16 protein-coding genes are annotated in these 17,478 nt (G+C 44.7%); 2 read left to right on the plus strand and 14 right to left on the minus strand.

Annotation, left to right across the window (positions count from 1 at the left end):
• Window positions 1-202: 202 nt before the first annotated feature.
• On the minus strand, window positions 203-1,261 hold the full coding sequence (locus BMZ28_RS16410) for a bifunctional nicotinamide-nucleotide adenylyltransferase/Nudix hydroxylase (protein WP_074824960.1): 1,059 nt from the start codon (window positions 1,259-1,261) through the stop codon (window positions 203-205).
• A gap of 64 nt (window positions 1,262-1,325) precedes the next feature.
• Between BMZ28_RS16410 and BMZ28_RS16415 the strand changes: the two genes are divergently transcribed.
• Window positions 1,326-2,147: an NUDIX hydrolase gene (locus BMZ28_RS16415; RefSeq protein ID WP_074824962.1), complete on the plus strand. Its 822-nt coding sequence runs from the start codon at window positions 1,326-1,328 to the stop codon at window positions 2,145-2,147.
• A gap of 48 nt (window positions 2,148-2,195) precedes the next feature.
• Here the strand turns inward: BMZ28_RS16415 and betT are convergent, their stop codons facing one another.
• The 3 genes from betT to glmU form a co-directional block, all read right to left on the minus strand.
• Window positions 2,196-4,196, minus strand: coding sequence for a choline BCCT transporter BetT (betT, locus tag BMZ28_RS16420; RefSeq protein WP_074824965.1), 2,001 nt, complete (start codon window positions 4,194-4,196; stop codon window positions 2,196-2,198).
• A gap of 330 nt (window positions 4,197-4,526) precedes the next feature.
• Complete coding sequence (gene glmS, locus BMZ28_RS16425; protein WP_047779414.1) at window positions 4,527-6,362, minus strand: glutamine--fructose-6-phosphate transaminase (isomerizing); 1,836 nt, start codon at window positions 6,360-6,362, stop codon at window positions 4,527-4,529.
• Window positions 6,363-6,572: 210 nt separating this feature from the next.
• Window positions 6,573-7,943 carry a bifunctional UDP-N-acetylglucosamine diphosphorylase/glucosamine-1-phosphate N-acetyltransferase GlmU gene (glmU, locus tag BMZ28_RS16430; RefSeq protein ID WP_047779413.1) on the minus strand — a complete coding sequence of 457 codons (1,371 nt, stop codon included), beginning with the start codon at window positions 7,941-7,943 and terminating at the stop codon, window positions 6,573-6,575.
• A 398-nt stretch (window positions 7,944-8,341) separates the two neighbouring features.
• On the opposite strand from glmU, the gene BMZ28_RS16435 reads away from it, so the two are divergent.
• Complete coding sequence (locus tag BMZ28_RS16435; RefSeq protein WP_074824970.1) at window positions 8,342-9,235, plus strand: LysR family transcriptional regulator; 894 nt, start codon at window positions 8,342-8,344, stop codon at window positions 9,233-9,235.
• Window positions 9,236-9,286: 51 nt separating this feature from the next.
• Here BMZ28_RS16435 and BMZ28_RS16440 read toward each other — a convergent pair whose 3' ends face one another.
• From BMZ28_RS16440 to atpI, 10 genes are all read right to left on the minus strand, one after another.
• Entirely contained in the window at window positions 9,287-10,006 is a 720-nt protein-coding gene (locus BMZ28_RS16440; protein ID WP_074824974.1) for a L,D-transpeptidase family protein, read from the minus strand.
• A 96-nt stretch (window positions 10,007-10,102) separates the two neighbouring features.
• Entirely contained in the window at window positions 10,103-10,525 is a 423-nt protein-coding gene (locus tag BMZ28_RS16445) for a F0F1 ATP synthase subunit epsilon (RefSeq protein ID WP_047779411.1), read from the minus strand.
• A 19-nt stretch (window positions 10,526-10,544) separates the two neighbouring features.
• On the minus strand, window positions 10,545-11,924 hold the full coding sequence (gene atpD, locus BMZ28_RS16450) for a F0F1 ATP synthase subunit beta (protein WP_047779410.1): 1,380 nt from the start codon (window positions 11,922-11,924) through the stop codon (window positions 10,545-10,547).
• 33 nt (window positions 11,925-11,957) lie between these two features.
• Window positions 11,958-12,821 (minus strand): F0F1 ATP synthase subunit gamma, encoded by an 864-nt coding sequence (gene atpG / locus BMZ28_RS16455; protein ID WP_047779409.1) that lies wholly within the window; start codon window positions 12,819-12,821, stop codon window positions 11,958-11,960.
• A 46-nt stretch (window positions 12,822-12,867) separates the two neighbouring features.
• A complete protein-coding gene (gene atpA, locus BMZ28_RS16460; RefSeq protein ID WP_047779408.1) occupies window positions 12,868-14,409 on the minus strand; it encodes a F0F1 ATP synthase subunit alpha in 1,542 nt (513 codons plus the stop codon).
• 12 nt (window positions 14,410-14,421) lie between these two features.
• Window positions 14,422-14,955 (minus strand): F0F1 ATP synthase subunit delta, encoded by a 534-nt coding sequence (atpH, locus tag BMZ28_RS16465; protein ID WP_047779407.1) that lies wholly within the window; start codon window positions 14,953-14,955, stop codon window positions 14,422-14,424.
• A 14-nt stretch (window positions 14,956-14,969) separates the two neighbouring features.
• Window positions 14,970-15,440 (minus strand): F0F1 ATP synthase subunit B, encoded by a 471-nt coding sequence (gene atpF / locus BMZ28_RS16470; RefSeq protein WP_047779406.1) that lies wholly within the window; start codon window positions 15,438-15,440, stop codon window positions 14,970-14,972.
• Window positions 15,441-15,493: 53 nt separating this feature from the next.
• On the minus strand, window positions 15,494-15,733 hold the full coding sequence (gene atpE / locus BMZ28_RS16475; RefSeq protein ID WP_047779405.1) for a F0F1 ATP synthase subunit C: 240 nt from the start codon (window positions 15,731-15,733) through the stop codon (window positions 15,494-15,496).
• Window positions 15,734-15,779: 46 nt separating this feature from the next.
• Window positions 15,780-16,601 carry a F0F1 ATP synthase subunit A gene (gene atpB / locus BMZ28_RS16480; protein ID WP_047779404.1) on the minus strand — a complete coding sequence of 274 codons (822 nt, stop codon included), beginning with the start codon at window positions 16,599-16,601 and terminating at the stop codon, window positions 15,780-15,782.
• A gap of 25 nt (window positions 16,602-16,626) precedes the next feature.
• The gene (gene atpI, locus BMZ28_RS16485) at window positions 16,627-17,010 is read right to left on the minus strand and encodes a F0F1 ATP synthase subunit I (protein ID WP_047779403.1); all 384 of its coding nucleotides are present in this window, start codon (window positions 17,008-17,010) and stop codon (window positions 16,627-16,629) included.
• Window positions 17,011-17,478: the final 468 nt, after the last annotated feature.

The raw sequence follows: 17,478 nt of genomic DNA on the forward strand, positions 1-17,478 counted from the left end.
GCGATTATTTCGCCGCCATAAGTTCATTGCATAGTTCTATAACCGTATCGGCGGCGAGTAAAGGGCGTTAAGGCGAACGCCCTTTCGCAGCATCCTTGCTGCTCATGCTACCCTCATTCAGTCGTCAGCTGGTTTCAGCGCTTGTTTTGAAAGGCATGGAATAGAAATAAGGCTCTCACACTTTATCAGCTTAATACCTGACTTAAACCGCGCCCAGCATATCCTGAATAATAAAGTAGTGATCTTCAAACATCTCCTGTGGATCGAGTTCACTAAGGGGAACCCAGCGAGCCGTTCTGGCATCGTCGCCACCTTTTACCTTTGGCAGCGCTGTACTCGGTTCTAGCTCAATACAGAAAGCATGGGTAATGGTTCTGCCACGCGCTGAGCGGTAAGGGGCATCATATACCGCCTGACGGCGGATTGAGCCTTTTAGTACTGGGGTCGGTACTTTTAGCCGTGTCTCTTCCCTTAGTTCTCTCAGGCAGGCCTCCAGTAAGCGCTCACCTTGATCGACAAAGCCACCAGGTAAAGCCCACAGCCCTTTTCCCGGTCGGGCTTTGCGTTCAATTAACAGAATATGGCCGGACTGAATCACTACTGAATCTACGGTGACAAAAACGGGTGGATAAGGTGCGACGCTCCAGGCTTGCTGATACTTTTTAATAAACAGTATTTCGTCATGAACCTGCTGAAATCCGCCATTATTCTGAGAAAAACGGATTAGATAGTTTGCTACCTGCTCAGGCAAAATTTCAGTTTTGACTAATTCTTCAACCACTTGCTGAGGATTATCAATAAAGAAAGATTCCCTGATTGGTGTAGCACTGATGGCACGATAGTTTTCAATACTGATACTGTGCCACTGCGGAAACAGGCTGAGATAAAAGCCCGTTTGATCTTTCCGATGGCCGATAAGCGCTATTTTTGCCGGTCGATGAGGCACAATATGGTGAGCAGTTACTAACCCATTTACCGTTGACTGGACATTCCGCACCCAAAGTTCATCGTTATACAATACATCCATTAACGGCAAACACAGCAGGCGAGCATTCTCTGCTTCGGTCAGGCAGGCACGTACCATGTCCTCCCTTTCCTGATGGGTCCAGGGATTGCGCGGATTACGCGGCTCCCATGCCGAACCAATCAGCAGAATCATTTTATCTGACTGATTTAATCCCTCACGCACAACCCTTAAGTGACCGGCATGAAAAGGCTGAAAACGACCAATAAAAACTGTGAAATCATAGGGTTTGTTCATATCGCAAGCTCCTTGCGGATAAGTATAAGCGGTGAGTCTATCTCTCCGCCGGATAAAACAAATAATGGATAAACCTTGTGATCGGGTTCCGTTAACTCTATTATTGGCTTATAGCCACTATATTGGCAAGCACAATTTTTATCGTAAATGGATGATCCAAACCATGTACTCATCAGAACAAGAATACTTAAACAATTACAGTATCCATCACTATGATATTCCGCTGTTATCCATTGATATTGCCATATTTACCTTGATTGAAGGGAAACTGCACATTTTGCTGGTTGAGCGTGGCGACTATCCTTTTAAGGGCGTTTGGGCACTTCCCGGCGGATTTATTGATAAGCAGCAAGATCAGGATTTACACGCCTGTGCATTAAGAAAGCTAACGGAAAAAACTGGGGTAACAGCCCCGCATTTGGAGCAAGTTGAAACCATCGGCAACCAAACTCGCGATCCCCGCGGCTGGTCAGTCACCTCTCTGTATATGGCGCTGATTCCCTACTCTCCAACCTCTGAGTTTGTTGAGGCCGTTACCGATGCTCGCTGGTGGCCCTACGAACAGGCATTGGAATTAGATTTGGCTTTCGATCATCATCAGCTAATAGAAACAGCCAGAGCGCGATTAAAAAATAAGACCGCCTATACCATTCTTCCTATTCACGTATTGAATACGCCTTTTACCTTAACTCAGCTACAGCAGACTTTTGAAGAGCTGCTAGAAAAGCGTATTGAGAAGAAATCCTTTCGCCGACGTATTCTTTCGGCGGATTTACTCGAGGAAGTTGGACAAGGATTACCTGAAGGTGGATTAGGCAGAATAGCCGCGCTGTATCAGCCTAACAGCAACTGTGACAAGCATACTTTTGTCTGGAGCTTAACATAATCATACGCGCCAATATCACCAGCATCGGTGATATTGGCTAATGACTTGTTATCTGACTAAGTGCAGGAAGTGGAGATGTTTTTCATACTGATCGAGAATATCGTTAATGATTTGTTCTTTGGTCCAGCCCATCACATCATAGTCTTGGCTGCCTTCCCGTAAAAAGACCTCCGCCCGATAATATTTCTGCTCTTCGTTACGATCTTCATCCTTAATATCAAGCAGAGAGAATGCCGGTTGAATATACGATCTTAGCTTTATGCCATAGGTAAAGTTCAAATCTTCACCCAGATCGACCTCAATCATCTTTTTATCATTATCGCCTTCTACAACCTGCGAGGTGATGTTTTGCTTCTGCAATTCATCTCCAACCATCTGCATAGCCGGCGCCACCACTTCATCAACAAAGCGTTTTACGTGAGAGCGACGGGGGAAATAGGCGATATTTCTAATTCTGCGCTGCCACGGAATAGGGTTACGGTTACCGCTAGGCGCCAATGTCGTTGTTTGCTGGCTATCTCGTTTATAGGCGTCTATCCGTAGCGCTTTCAGCAATCCATATATCGAGAGCAGCAATACCATTGAATAAGGCAACGCCGAGGCTATTGTCATGGTTTGCAATGCGCTTAACCCACCGGAAAATAGCAGGGAAATAGCGACCACACCCATCAGCGCCGACCAGAAAATACGCTGCCAGAGCGGGGTATCATCATCGCCACCGGATGCCAACATATCAACAACCATTGCACCTGAGTCCGCCGAGGTCACAAAGAAAACAATGACCATTATCATGACAAATATCGACAAGACCTGAGTAAACGGGAAATATTCTAAAAACTTAAACAGGGCAACTGAGGAGTCGGCCTGAACCGCAGTAGCCAGATCGGTTGCGCCGTTCATAATCAGATTAATTGCCGAGTTACCGAAGAATGTCATCCATAATAAGGTGAAACCTGCGGGTACAAACATCACGCCAATAACAAACTGTCGAATAGTACGCCCACGAGAGACTCTGGCAATAAACATACCGACAAAAGGCGACCAGGACAGCCACCATCCCCAATACAGCAAGGTCCAACCGCCTAACCAATCTTTGGTACCTTTAGACGGTTCGTAAGCATACATATTGAAGGTTTTACTAACAATCTCAGACAGATAGGAGCCAGTATTCTGCACAAACGATTTCATGAGTAATACCGTTGGGCCTAAAACACCTACCAATACCAACAAAATGAAAGCCAAAATCAGGTTTAACTCTGACAGGCGACGCAATCCGCCGTTTAACCCACTGGCAACAGACAGGGTTGCTATGGTGGTAATGATCACTATCAGAATCACTTGGGTCGTTGCATTAACCGGTATATCAAACAGGTAATTCAGCCCGGAGTTCACCTGTAAAACGCCATAACCCATTGATGTAGCAACACCGAATACCGTACCCAGAATGGCGAAAACATCCACTGCATGGCCAATCGGCCCATAGATTCGATCGCCGATAATCGGGTACAAAGCTGAGCGCAGCGTCAACGGTAGTCCATGGCGATAGCTAAAGAAAGCCAATATCAGGCCAACGATGGCATAAATAGCCCAGGCATGCAGTCCCCAATGGAAAAAGGTCAGCTTCATGGCTTCTTTAGCGGCTTCAATGGTTCCGGCATCACCGACTGGCGGAGCCAGATAGTGCATCACCGGTTCAGCAACGCCAAAGAACATCAGGCCAATACCCATGCCGGCGCAAAACAACATCGCAAACCAAGAAGGATAGCTAAAATCTGGCTGGGAATGATCCGGTCCCAGTTTAATGTTGCCGTAGCGGGATAATCCCAGGTAGGTGACAGAAATCAGAATTAAGGCAACGGCTAAAACATATAGCCAGCCAAAATTATCAACGATATGCGTCTGTACATAGCTAAATTGTGAATTGGCATTCTCTGGGTTTAGTACCGCATAGAGAACCAGTAGCAATATTAATACTGCTGCAGTAAAGAATACGGGAGCATTAATTTTGCTGCGGGGGGAGGCTAATTCAGGCTCTTCCTGATGACTCATATACGCGTTTCTCCTTATGATAAAAGCAATGAAAAGTAATGGCGTTAATTATTCCTTATTAAATAATTTCATTATTAAAAACAACAAGATAAAATAAACCAGTTATTTTTATATCAGCATAAAAAACCAATAAAATTAAAAATAATATACTCGAGTATAGCAAAATATTCCGCTTAAAGAAAAAACCGCTATTTAGCGGTTAAACGTAGCCGAATAAATAACGAGAATAGATGAGGGTCAGAAGGCTGAATTTTTGGCAGAAAAATCAAGTAAAAAGCCCGTTAATCGCATTACACCATTAACGGGCCTTTCTAACTGAATAAAGACTAATTATTCAACGGTAACAGACTTAGCCAAATTTCTTGGCTGGTCAACGTCAGTACCTTTGATTAATGCTACGTGATAAGAAAGCAACTGAAGCGGTATGGTATAGAAAATTGGTGCCGCTATCTCTTCTACGTAGGGTAGAGGAATAATAGTCATGCCTTCCATACTGGTAAATCCAGCATCTTCCGCAGCGAAAACGTAAAGTTGACCACCGCGTGCGCGGACTTCTTCGATATTAGACTTCAGCTTCTCTAACAGCTCATTATTTGGTGCAACCACGATAACTGGCATATCAGCATCAATCAGCGCCAATGGGCCGTGTTTAAGCTCTCCGGCGGCATAAGCCTCTGCATGGATATAGGAGATCTCTTTCAGCTTCAGCGCCCCTTCCATAGCGATAGGATACTGATCGCCACGTCCCAGGAATAAAGCATGATGTTTTTCTGAGAAATCTTCCGCTAATACTTCAATGGATTTATCCAGTGATAGCATCTGATCGATACGATTAGGCAGCGCTTGCAAAGCATGAACAATATCGTGTTCAGCCTGTTCTGACATACCGTGTAAACGGCCAATGCGTGCAACCAGCAGCAGTAAAACTGTCAACTGAGTGGTAAATGCTTTAGTGGAAGCAACGCCAATTTCTGCCCCCGCACGGGTCATCAGAGAAATGTCTGATTCACGCACCAGCGAAGAACCATTCACGTTACAAATAGCCAGAGAACCTAAATAGCCCAGCTCTTTAGATAAACGTAGAGCAGCCAGCGTATCCGCCGTTTCACCAGATTGGGATAGGGTTAATAGCAAACTACCTTTACGCATTGCCGGCTTGCGGTAGCGGAATTCTGACGCAATTTCGATATCACAAGGTACACCAGCAATTGCTTCAAACCAGTAACGAGCTACCATACCTGCATGATAGGAGGTACCACAGGCAACAATTTGAATATGCTGTACTTTTTCCAGCAGCGTCGTTGCTGATGGACCCAGTTCATCCAAATTAACCAAACCATGGCTAATACGGCCTTCAAGGGTATTTTTAATCGCCAGCGGTTGTTCGTAAATTTCTTTTTGCATGTAATGACGGTAAATGCCTTTATCACCGGCATCATACTGACTGGTAGACTCTATCGATGGGCGATCCACCAATGAGCCTGCTTTATCAAAAATAGTCACTGAACGGCGGGTAACTTCGGCAATATCTCCTTCTTCCAGATAAATAAAGCGGCGGGTTACCGGCAATAAGGCCAACTGGTCAGAAGCAATAAAGTTTTCACCCAGTCCCAAACCAATCACCATTGGACTACCAGAACGGGCAGCCACTAAAATATCTGGATTACGGCGATCCATAATCACGGTACCGTAAGCGCCGCGTAATACTTTTAGTACCCGCTGTACCGCTTCAATCAGGCTAAGTTCTGTATTATTTTTCAGCTCTTCATGCACTAAGTGAGCGATAACTTCAGTATCGGTTTCTGAAGTAAATACATAGCCTTTCGCGACTAATTCATTACGCAGGGATTCATAGTTTTCGATAATACCGTTATGAACCACGGCAATAAAACCGGACTCGTGAGGATGAGCATTAGTTTCAGAAGGCTCGCCATGGGTAGCCCAGCGGGTATGAGCAATACCGGTACCGCCAGATAATGGGTATTCATCTACGGCATCGCTAAGCATTTTAACTTTACCCAAGCGACGAATCCGCTGTAGGTTATTGGCTTCATCAACCACCGCTAAACCCGCTGAATCATATCCACGGTATTCCAGACGACGTAAACCTTCTAATAATATTTCAGCTACATCTCGTTGTGCTACTGCACCAACAATTCCACACATCGTTTCTATTCCTGATTTAAGAACTGGGTTTATCCAGTTCTGCGATGACCTTGACCTTTGATACCGGTTTTTCCGGTTTCCCCGAGCCTGTAGAGTTGGGGATTATTATGTTTTGCTGTTGCTCTTACGAAACTAAGGGTAGCAGCAAAACAAAATACAAGATGCTGGCTTATCATCCCGATAAAATCGGGATGATAAGTATCGGATGAATTACTTCTTCTTCACCGGGCGCTGCCAGCCGGTAATATGCCGTTGCTTTACTCGACTAATCACCAACTCATTTTCATTGATATTCTGCGTTACGGTGGTTCCTGCACCAATGGTAGCGCCATTCGCTACGCTAACCGGTGCCACCAGTTGCGTATCAGAGCCCACAAACACATCATCACCAATAATGGTTTTAAACTTGTTAGCACCATCGTAGTTACAGGTAATGGTACCAGCGCCAATATTTACCCGATCGCCAATTTCAGCATCGCCTAAATAGGACAAATGTCCGGCTTTAGAGCCCTTGCCCAAACGCGATTTCTTGATTTCAACAAAGTTGCCAACATGAGCTTCATCCAGCAAATCAGCGCCTGGACGTAGGCGGGCAAATGGACCCACGGTACAGCCAACGCCAAGGGTTGAGTCTTCAATAACGCTATAAGGACTGACAATACTGTCATTACCAATCACACAGTTTTTCAGTACACAGCCGCTTTCAATACGGACACGATCGCCTAACACCACTCTACCTTCGACGATCACATTAGTATCGATTACCACATCACGACCGTGAACCAACTCGCCGCGCAGATCAAAACGGGCTGGATCTATCAACATTACGCCAGCCAGTAATAAACGCTCAGCCTGTTCTGACTGGTATTCCCTCTCCAGACGAGAAAGCTGCAAGCGGTTATTGACCCCTTCTACTTCACTTAAGCGAGAAGGGTGTACGGCTTCAATACGATGACCTTCATCATAGGCTAAGCCAATGATGTCAGTAATATAATATTCACCCTGAGCATTATTGTTGTTGAGCTTACCTAACCAGCGTTTTAAATCTTTGCCGCTGGCAACCAAAATACCGGTGTTGATTTCATTGATTTTGTGCTGCTCCGCAGTAGCATCTTTATGTTCAACAATGCTCACCACACGATCGTCTTTACGCACAATGCGGCCATAGCCGGTTGGATCGTCCAGTTTCACCGTCAACAATCCAATACCACCTTCCGGTTTGGCATCAACCAAACGACGCAGCGTATCTTCCGAAATAAGTGGAACATCGCCATACAGCATCAGAATATTTTCATCATCGGCGAAATAAGGAACAGCCTGTTGCATGGCATGGCCAGTTCCCAACTGTTCAGCCTGTAACACCCAATTAATCGGCTGACCGGCTAAAGTTTGTTTCAACAGATCGCCACCGTGGCCGTAAACCACGTTAACCTGTTGTGCACCCAGTTTAGACGCAGTATCGATAACGTGCTGAACCATTGGCTTACCAGCCAACAGGTGCAACACTTTAGGAAGGTCAGAATACATACGTGTACCTTTGCCTGCGGCAAGGATAACCACGCTAAGTTGAGACTTTGACATAAACAACCTGCTAAAAAATTGATTGGCGAAAGTAAACATGTTTAACAACAAAATTGCTACTTATTTTTCATCAAAAAACGCTGCAACACCTTATGCGACAAGGCTTGATGGAAAAAACAGGTTTACCGAAAAATAATCGAAAAACTGTCTGCGTTCGGCGACAAGTTTTCCGATGTAATGGCACGATCATAACGCGTTATAACAGGGGATAAACCACTTTTTTCTTAACGCATATTAAGTAAGTAGAATAGAGAGAATATATCGGTTACAGCCAAAAAGAAGCAATCCAGCCAACTATCTCTATTCATTATTCCACCGTGCACTAAACTATCTGTTTGCTTTTTGCACTGAAGAAACCTATATAGTTATTATCGTTGATAAACAGTCAATAATCCAAAATGAAAACTACCCTTGAAGAGCTTCTGGCCTTTGTTACCGTTGTTGATTGTCATTCCATCACCAAAGCCTCGGTTAAGTTAAATCAAACCGTTTCTGGCATTAGCCGGGCTTTAGGACGATTAGAAGATAAGCTGGAAACATCGTTACTGAACCGTACAACTCGCCGATTGGTATTAACGGAAGAAGGTGAAGCTTTTCTGGTTCATGCCAGAAAAATTCTGTCTTCTGTTGATGAAGCAGAAGATCAAATGGCTATTCGCCGTCAGCAGCCATCGGGGCTGTTACGTATCAATGCCGCATCTCCATTTATGTCCCACTCTATTGTTCCTATTATTGGCGATTTTCGGCAGCTTTATCCGCAGATTGAGCTGGAATTAAACACCAACGACCATTTTATTGATTTACTGGAACACAAAACGGATATCGCGATCCGCATTGGTGAATTACGTGATTCAACGCTACATGCCCGACATTTAGGCTCCAGCCAAAGGCGTGTACTGGCAAGCCCACAATATTTAGCTAATAAACCACCAATTACCTGCACTGAAGATTTTCAGCATCATCAATTACTCGGATTTACCCAAGTAGACCGGCTAAACGACTGGCCTTTTAATGATGAAAATGGCCATCTGTTACATATTACGCCTAACCTATCTGCATCGAGTGGGGAAACGTTAAGGCAGCTTGCGCTGGCTGGAGAAGGTATTGTCTGTTTGTCTGATTTCATGACCCATAACGACATGAAAAATGGAAAATTGATAGAAATATTACCGCAGCAAACAGTAAAGATCATGCAACCCATTAATGCGGTTTATTACCGAAATACTCAGCTATCTGCTCGGATTACCTGCTTTCTTGATTTTCTTAGCCAACGAATAAAAACCATGTTGTAAATAAAAATGCAGCAATGACTGATTATGATGATTGTTGGTTTATTTATTACATCAACCAGCACGCACCGCATAACGTTTATTTTTAACTTCAATTACCGGTACTTGATGGTGCTGTTCAAAATAATCATAGGCAGGTTTCAGCGACTGCCAAAAATTGAAATCGGCGGAATCCTTATACTGATTCATTTTTTGTGGTGTCATGGCAAACGGAAAAATATGAATAGGAATAGTTTTCTGACCGCCATCAATCGCCTGTTCCACCAGCCCATATATTTCGGTTATCACTGGATCGGTCATGGCATAACAGCCAATAGAGGCGCAGCCACCGTGAACCATTAAGAAACTACCGGTATAGCCGTGGGCTTTATCATAGGCGTTGGGGAAACCAATATTAAAAGAGAGATGATATTGGCTATTCGGATTAAGCATCCCTCTATGAGTAGAATAAAAGCCTTCCGGGCTCTTCCTGTCACCTTCTTTCTTCTTGGGGCCAAGTCCGCCTGAATAGGTACAGATAACATAGGTTTTATATAGCTCATAAGGTTTACCTTCTGAACTAAACCACAGTTCAAACTTATCTTCGGCTTTCAATAACCGCATATACAGGCGATCGCCTGATTTTATCTGTTTGACTGGCTGCATCGGCTGTCGTTGTTCAATCTCTTCATCAGGGCTGGTTGTCACTGCCAGATATTGGGAAATATTGAGATATATCAGATAGCCAACAATGGCAATCAGCAGCAAAATAATGGCAAAAACAACGTTTCTCATTAGGTAACATCCTTATTATCCCATAGTAAAAAAGCCAACCTGTAAACAGATTGGCTTTTTATAACGAATGTGACAACAAATACCGTATATAAGTTATTACATCAATTTCTTGGTCAATTCAATTACGCGCAGTTTTGCAATCGCTTTACTAAGCTCAGCGGATGCTTGTGCATAATCTACGTCACCATGCGAATTACGGATGTGTTCTTCCGCTTTACGCTTGGATTCCATTGCCCGAGCTTCATCAAGATCCTGTCCGCGGATAGCCGTATCAGATAAAACGGTGACAATCGTCGGTTGGACTTCAAGAATACCACCAGAAAGGTAGATAAACTCTTCATCACCGTTCAGCTTAACGATACGAATCAGGCCCGGCTTGATGGCAGTGAGCAACGGCGTGTGCTGAGGATAAATTCCCAATTCACCTTCGCTACCCGTCACCTGGATTCTTTGTACTTCGCCGGAAAACATATTATTTTCCGCACTCACCACATCCAGATGGAAAGTTGATACAGCCATGTAGCCCTCCTATTGCAGCTTACAGTTTCTTGGCTTTTTCCACAGCTTCGTCAATGGAACCAACCATATAGAAAGCCTGCTCCGGCAGATGATCGTATTCACCATTCATGATGCCGTTAAAGCCACGGATAGTATCTTTCAACGATACATACTTACCTGAAGAACCGGTAAATACCTCAGCAACGAAGAATGGCTGAGACAGGAAGCGCTGAATCTTACGAGCACGAGATACCACCAGTTTGTCGCTTTCTGACAATTCATCCATACCCAGGATGGCGATGATGTCTTTCAGTTCCTGATAACGCTGTAGGATAGACTGAACGCCACGGGCACAATCATAGTGCTCTTGACCAACAACTAATGGATCCAACTGACGGCTGGTTGAATCAAGTGGGTCAACCGCAGGGTAAATACCCAGAGAGGCGATTTGACGACTTAATACAACGGTAGCATCCAAGTGGGCAAAGGTTGTTGCCGGTGATGGGTCAGTTAAGTCATCCGCTGGTACGTATACTGCTTGTACAGAAGTGATTGAACCGGTTTTGGTTGAAGTAATACGTTCCTGCAACACACCCATCTCTTCTGCTAACGTTGGCTGATAACCTACCGCTGATGGCATACGCCCCAACAGTGCTGATACTTCGGTACCGGCTAAGGTATAGCGATAAATGTTATCGATAAATAACAGAACGTCACGACCTTCATCACGGAATTTTTCAGCCATGGTCAAACCCGTTAACGCCACGCGCAGACGGTTTCCTGGTGGCTCGTTCATCTGGCCATAAACCAGAGATACTTTATCCAGTACGTTTGATTCGGTCATTTCGTGGTAGAAGTCATTACCTTCACGGGTACGTTCCCCTACACCGGCGAATACGGAGTAACCTGAGTGCTCAGTCGCAATGTTACGAATCAGCTCCATCATGTTTACGGTTTTACCTACACCCGCACCACCAAACAGACCAACTTTACCACCTTTAGCAAACGGACAAATCAGGTCGATAACCTTGATACCCGTTTCCAGCAGTTCATTGGCGCCAGATAAATCTTCATAACTTGGTGCTTCACGGTGAATAGCCCAACGCTCTTCTTCACCAATATCGCCTTTCATATCGATTGGCTGACCGAGCACGTTCATAATACGGCCCAGCGTCGCAGTACCAACCGGTACTTCGATAGGATGTTCTAAATCAAGCACTTTTAAACCGCGGCTTAAGCCATCGGAAGTACCCATTGCGATACAACGAACGACACCACCACCGAGCTGTTGTTGAACTTCCAGCACCAGCTTGGCATCGTTCTGAACTTCAAGCGCGTCGTACACTTTTGGTACGGCGTCTTGAGGAAATTCGACGTCCACTACGGCGCCGATAACCTGGATAATCTTTCCAGTAGCCATCTTGAATCCTCTACGTAATTCCTAAACCAAGCCCTAGACCGCCGCGGCTCCCGAGACAATCTCGGTAAGTTCCTGAGTAATGCTGGTCTGACGCGCTTTGTTATAAACTAACTGAAGCTCTTTAATCAGCTCACCACCGTTATCGGTTGCGGCTTTCATCGCTACCATTCGTGCGGCCTGCTCGCTGGCCAGGTTTTCTACTACACTTTGATAAACCTGCGATTCGACATAACGGCGCAGCAAGGTATCTAGTAACGCCTTCGGATCGGGCTCGTATAGATAATCCCAGGACTTATTTTTGAGATCTTCGTTATCTGACTGCGGCAATGGTAACAGCTGTCCGATTTCTGGTGATTGCGACATGGTGTTAACAAACTTGTTGTTGGCAACATACAGTCTGTCTAAACGACCTTCGTCATAGGCCTGTAGCATAACTTTTACCGGGCCTATCAGTTCAGATACCGAAGGACTATCGCCCATACCGGTGACCTGAGCCACAATATTTCCACCTACCGATGAGAAGAATGAAGCGCCTTTAGAACCGATTACGGCTAAATCAACGCTAACGCCTTTATCATTCCACTCTTTCATTTCATTCAGCAGTTTCTTGAATAAGTTAATATTCAAACCACCACATAAACCACGGTCAGTAGACACTACCAGATAACCAACGCGTTTAACTTCGCGCTCATCCAGATAAGGGTGCTTATACTCAAGATTACCCAACGCAAGGTGACCAATCACTTTGCGCATCATCTCAGCATAAGGACGGCTTGCCGCCATGCGTTCTTGCGATTTACGCATTTTAGAAGCAGCAACCATCTCCATCGCTTTGGTGATCTTTTGCGTATTTTGTACGCTGCCGATCTTACTACGTATTTCTTTTGCGCCGGCCATTTAAGCTTCTCCTCACTACCTGACGGCCCCTAAAGGCCGTTGGGTATTACCAAGACTGGGTTGCCTTGAAAGTCTCGAGGATGGCTTTAAACCCTGCCTCGATCTCATCATTGTAACCACCGGTTTGGTTGATTTGCTGTAAAAGCTCAGCGTGGTCACGCTCGGCATAAGCTAATAATGCCTCTTCAAAGCTACCGATTTTTTCTAATTCAACATCTTCCAGATAACCACGTTCAGCTGCAAAAAGCACCAGAGACTGGTTAGCAATTGACATCGGAGCATACTGTTTTTGCTTCAGTAATTCGGTAACTTTCTGACCATGATTCAGCTGTTTACGCGTTGCATCATCCAAATCAGACGCAAACTGAGAGAACGCCGCCAGTTCACGATACTGTGCCAGCGCGGTACGGATACCACCGGACAGTTTTTTAATGATTTTAGTCTGAGCAGCACCACCAACACGCGATACAGAGATACCTGGGTTAACCGCTGGGCGGATACCTGCGTTGAACAGGTTAGATTCCAGGAAGATCTGACCATCGGTAATGGAAATCACGTTAGTCGGTACGAACGCAGAAACGTCACCCGCCTGAGTTTCGATGATCGGTAGAGCGGTCAGAGAACCGGTTTTACCTTTCACTTCACCTTTGGTAAAGGCTTCAACGTATTCCGCATTAACACGCGCCGCACGCTCCAGCAAACGGGAGTGGAGATAGAACACATCACCAGGGAATGCTTCACGTCCAGGTGGACGACGTAATAACAGAGAAATCTGACGATATGCAACGGCCTGCTTGGACAGATCATCATAAATAATCAGAGCATCTTCACCGCGGTCACGGAAATATTCACCCATTGCACATCCAGCATACGGTGCCAGATATTGCAGAGCCGCTGATTCAGATGCAGATGCAACCACAACGATAGTGTTAGCTAATGCATTATGTTCTTCTAACTTACGCACAACGTTCGCGATAGTTGAAGCTTTCTGGCCAATAGCCACATAAATACATTTAATGCCAGAGTCACGCTGGTTAATGATTGCATCGATAGCCATGGCAGTTTTACCTGTCTGGCGGTCACCGATAATCAGCTCACGCTGACCACGGCCGATTGGAATCATGGAGTCAACAGACTTATAACCGGTCTGTACCGGCTGGTCTACCGACTGACGTTCAATTACGCCAGGAGCGATAGCTTCAACAGCAGAGAACCCGTCATTTTCAACCGGGCCTTTACCATCGATTGGGGCACCCAGCGTGTTAACTACACGACCAAGCAAACCACGACCTACCGGAACCTCAAGAATACGGCCAGTACATTTAACCTTCATGCCTTCAGCAAGATCGGTGTACGGACCCATAACTACCGCACCAACGGAGTCACGTTCAAGGTTCAGCGCAATCGCATAACGGTTGCCAGGCAGTGCAATCATCTCACCCTGCATAACATCGGCTAAACCGTGAATACGAATAATTCCGTCACTAACGGAAACAATAGTACCTTCATTGTGAGCTTCGCTCACTACATTGAACTGAGCAATGCGTTGCTTGATCAGTTCGCTGATTTCGGTGGAATTCAGTTGCATGCTCCAGTCCCCTTAAGACTGCAAGACGTCTGTTAAACGTTCCAGACGGCCACGTATACTGCCATCTATAACCATATCACCCGCATGGATGATAAAACCGGCCATAACAGACTTATCAATTTTGCAATTTAGCTTAACTTTGCGTGACAAACGTTTTTCCATCGCGGTGGCAATATTTGCCAACTGAGCGTCATTCAACGGAGCGGCAGCAGTAACATCCACATCAATGGTTGACTCCTGCTCTGCACGTAATTGAATAAACTGTTCTAACACGTCAGGAAGCACGATTAAACGTCCATTTTCGGCCATGACCTTTATCAGGTTTTGACCATTTTCGTTGAGCTGTTCACCACAAATAGCAATAAATATGTTTGCTAAATGTTCCGGTGCCATTGCGCCGGATAGTAAATCGTCAACCTGCTCATTACGACTGACTTCTACAGCAAATGCCAGCATCTGCTGCCAGTTATCAAGATCGTTTTGCTCAACGGCAAAGTCAAAAGCTGCTTTGGCGTAGGGGCGAGCTACAGTAATAAATTCAGACATCTGCCCCTCCCTCCTTACAGTTCAGCGACCAGTTTATCAACGATGTCGCTATTAGCAGCTTCATCCACGGAACGTTCGATAATTTTCTCAGCACCAGCAATCGCCAGCATAGCTACTTGCTTACGCAATTCTTCACGCGCTCGTTTGCGCTCTGCGTCTATTTCAGCCTGAGCTTGAGCAAGAATCTTAGCGCGTTCTTGTTCAGCTTCAACTTTAGCTTCGTCAACTATTTGAGCCTTACGCTTATTCGCCTGCTCAATAATTACCTGAGCGTCAGCTTTGGCTTGAGCTAACTGGTCGGTCACATTGGCTTGCGCTAAATCCAGATCTTTCTTCGCCCGTTCTGCAGAAGCTAAACCGTCAGCAATCTCTTTTTGACGTTTTTCGATGGCAGAGATAATCGGTGGCCATACGAACCTCATACAGAACCAGACAAACAGGACAAACGCTATCGCCTGGCCGAGGATTGTTGCATTAATATTCACAGCACAATGCCTCTTGTTAATTTAACAGTTTGGTGTGGTTTCAATGTGTAATGCTACGCAACAGCGAACATGACATACAGACCCAGACCAACAGCAATCATCGGGATGGCGTCAACCAGACCCATAACGATAAAGAACTGTGTACGTAATAATGGGATAAGATCTGGTTGGCGAGCAGCACCTTCCAAGAATTTACCACCCAAAATGCCGATACCGATAGCAGCACCGATAGCTGCAAGGCCCATCATTACAGCAGCAGCCATGTACAGCAGATCCGTGTTTAGGTTTTCCATGACAGTCTCCAGTTTATTTCAGTTAAAACTTAGCAAGTTGTGAATATTAGTGTTCTTCAGAAGCCATCGATAGATAGACAATCGTCAGAACCATAAAGATAAAGGCCTGTAACGTAATAATCAGTATGTGGAATATTGCCCAAGGGACATTAAGTAACCACTGTGACCACCACGGAAGCAGACCAGCAATTAGGATGAAAATTAACTCACCCGCATACATGTTTCCGAACAGTCGAAGACCGAGGGAAACAGGTTTGGATAGCAAGCTAACGCCTTCCAAAATAAGGTTAACTGGAATAAATGCCCAGTGATTAAACGGTTGCATCGTAAGTTCTTTTACGAAACCTGAAACGCCTTTCATCTTGATACTGTAGAAAAGAATCAGAATGAATACGCCTATTGCCATTGAAAGGGTAACGCTCACGTCCGCTGTCGGTACCGCGCGCAAAGCAGGTAAGCCCAGAACGTGTTCAGCAAGATATGGTAGTAAATCGATCGGCAGTAAATCCATTAGGTTCATTAAGAAAACCCAAACGAATACCGTCAGTGCCAATGGCGCGATAACCTTGCTTTTGCCGTGGTACATATCTTTAACCGTACCGTCAACAAAACCAATTATCAGCTCTACCGCACACTGGAATTTACTTGGTACACCGCTACTGGCTTTCACCGCAACGCGACGGAAAACCAGCAAAAACAATAAACCAAGCACAATAGAAAAGAACATCGAGTCGATGTTAATTGCCCAAAAACCGGGCGAATCAACGCCAGGTTTAACGAGTTCCATGCTACGTAGATCCAACTGAAGGTTATTCAGGTGGTGGCCAATGTAATCCTGTGGAGTAGAGATTTCCCCTGATGCAGACATGATGCCTCTCACTCTTTGTTATCAATTAGTTACGAAAAATATTCATTACAGCAGGCGTCAGTATTTGCACCACTAACACCGCTAAATAAGTCACGCAAAGAGGCAAAAAATCTGCCTTAAAAATGCCCAACGCAACAACCAGTAAAGCGATGGTCATAATAATTTTTACTATCTCGCCGATAAAAAACGACCAAGCCAGCCGTCCATTAGCCTGATTGTTGTCCTTCTGCCGCCATGTTAACAGTAAAAACAGCGCATTGGGTAAACAAGCTGATAAACCACCCAAAAAAGCAGAAATAGCCCATTTTTGACCGTTAAGACAAAAAACCGCGCTCAGTAAAACAACGACGATAAATTGAACTAACAGAAGTCTGCGGGCAGCTACTGAATCATAAAGCGCTACAGACATGGTTGTTATCTCTTTGAGCGTTAGCTATCTCTCTACCTAAAAAGTAGAAACCGAGTCGTGTATAAAACTGCCTTTATCCGCTAGAGTCAAGCCAGAAAAAGCGAGTAAATGATACGAACAAACGCGGCTAATTCTATATTTAAGTAACAAAAAAGTGAACAAATGTTTAAATTCCCAAATGTTCACTTTTCACCGTTTTTAATCAAAACGGGGCCTATTATTACTAATAAAGTTAAATATGTTTCGATTAATTATCCTTTTGTGAGTTTAGTCACATAAATAATTTAGCTTAACCAGACTAACCAAAGATCACATATCTTATTAATTATTAGTGAATTTATATAAAATCAATGACCTGAATGGATTCAACACAAAACATACATTCTTAATGGTTTTTCAAAGGCTTGTTCGATAACTATTGGTCAACTCAATCAAGCACACGCAAATAAGAACTAGAGTTGTGGTCAA

The sequence above is a fragment of the Pragia fontium DSM 5563 = ATCC 49100 genome (assembly GCF_900112475.1).
Lineage (GTDB): Bacteria > Pseudomonadota > Gammaproteobacteria > Enterobacterales > Enterobacteriaceae > Pragia > Pragia fontium.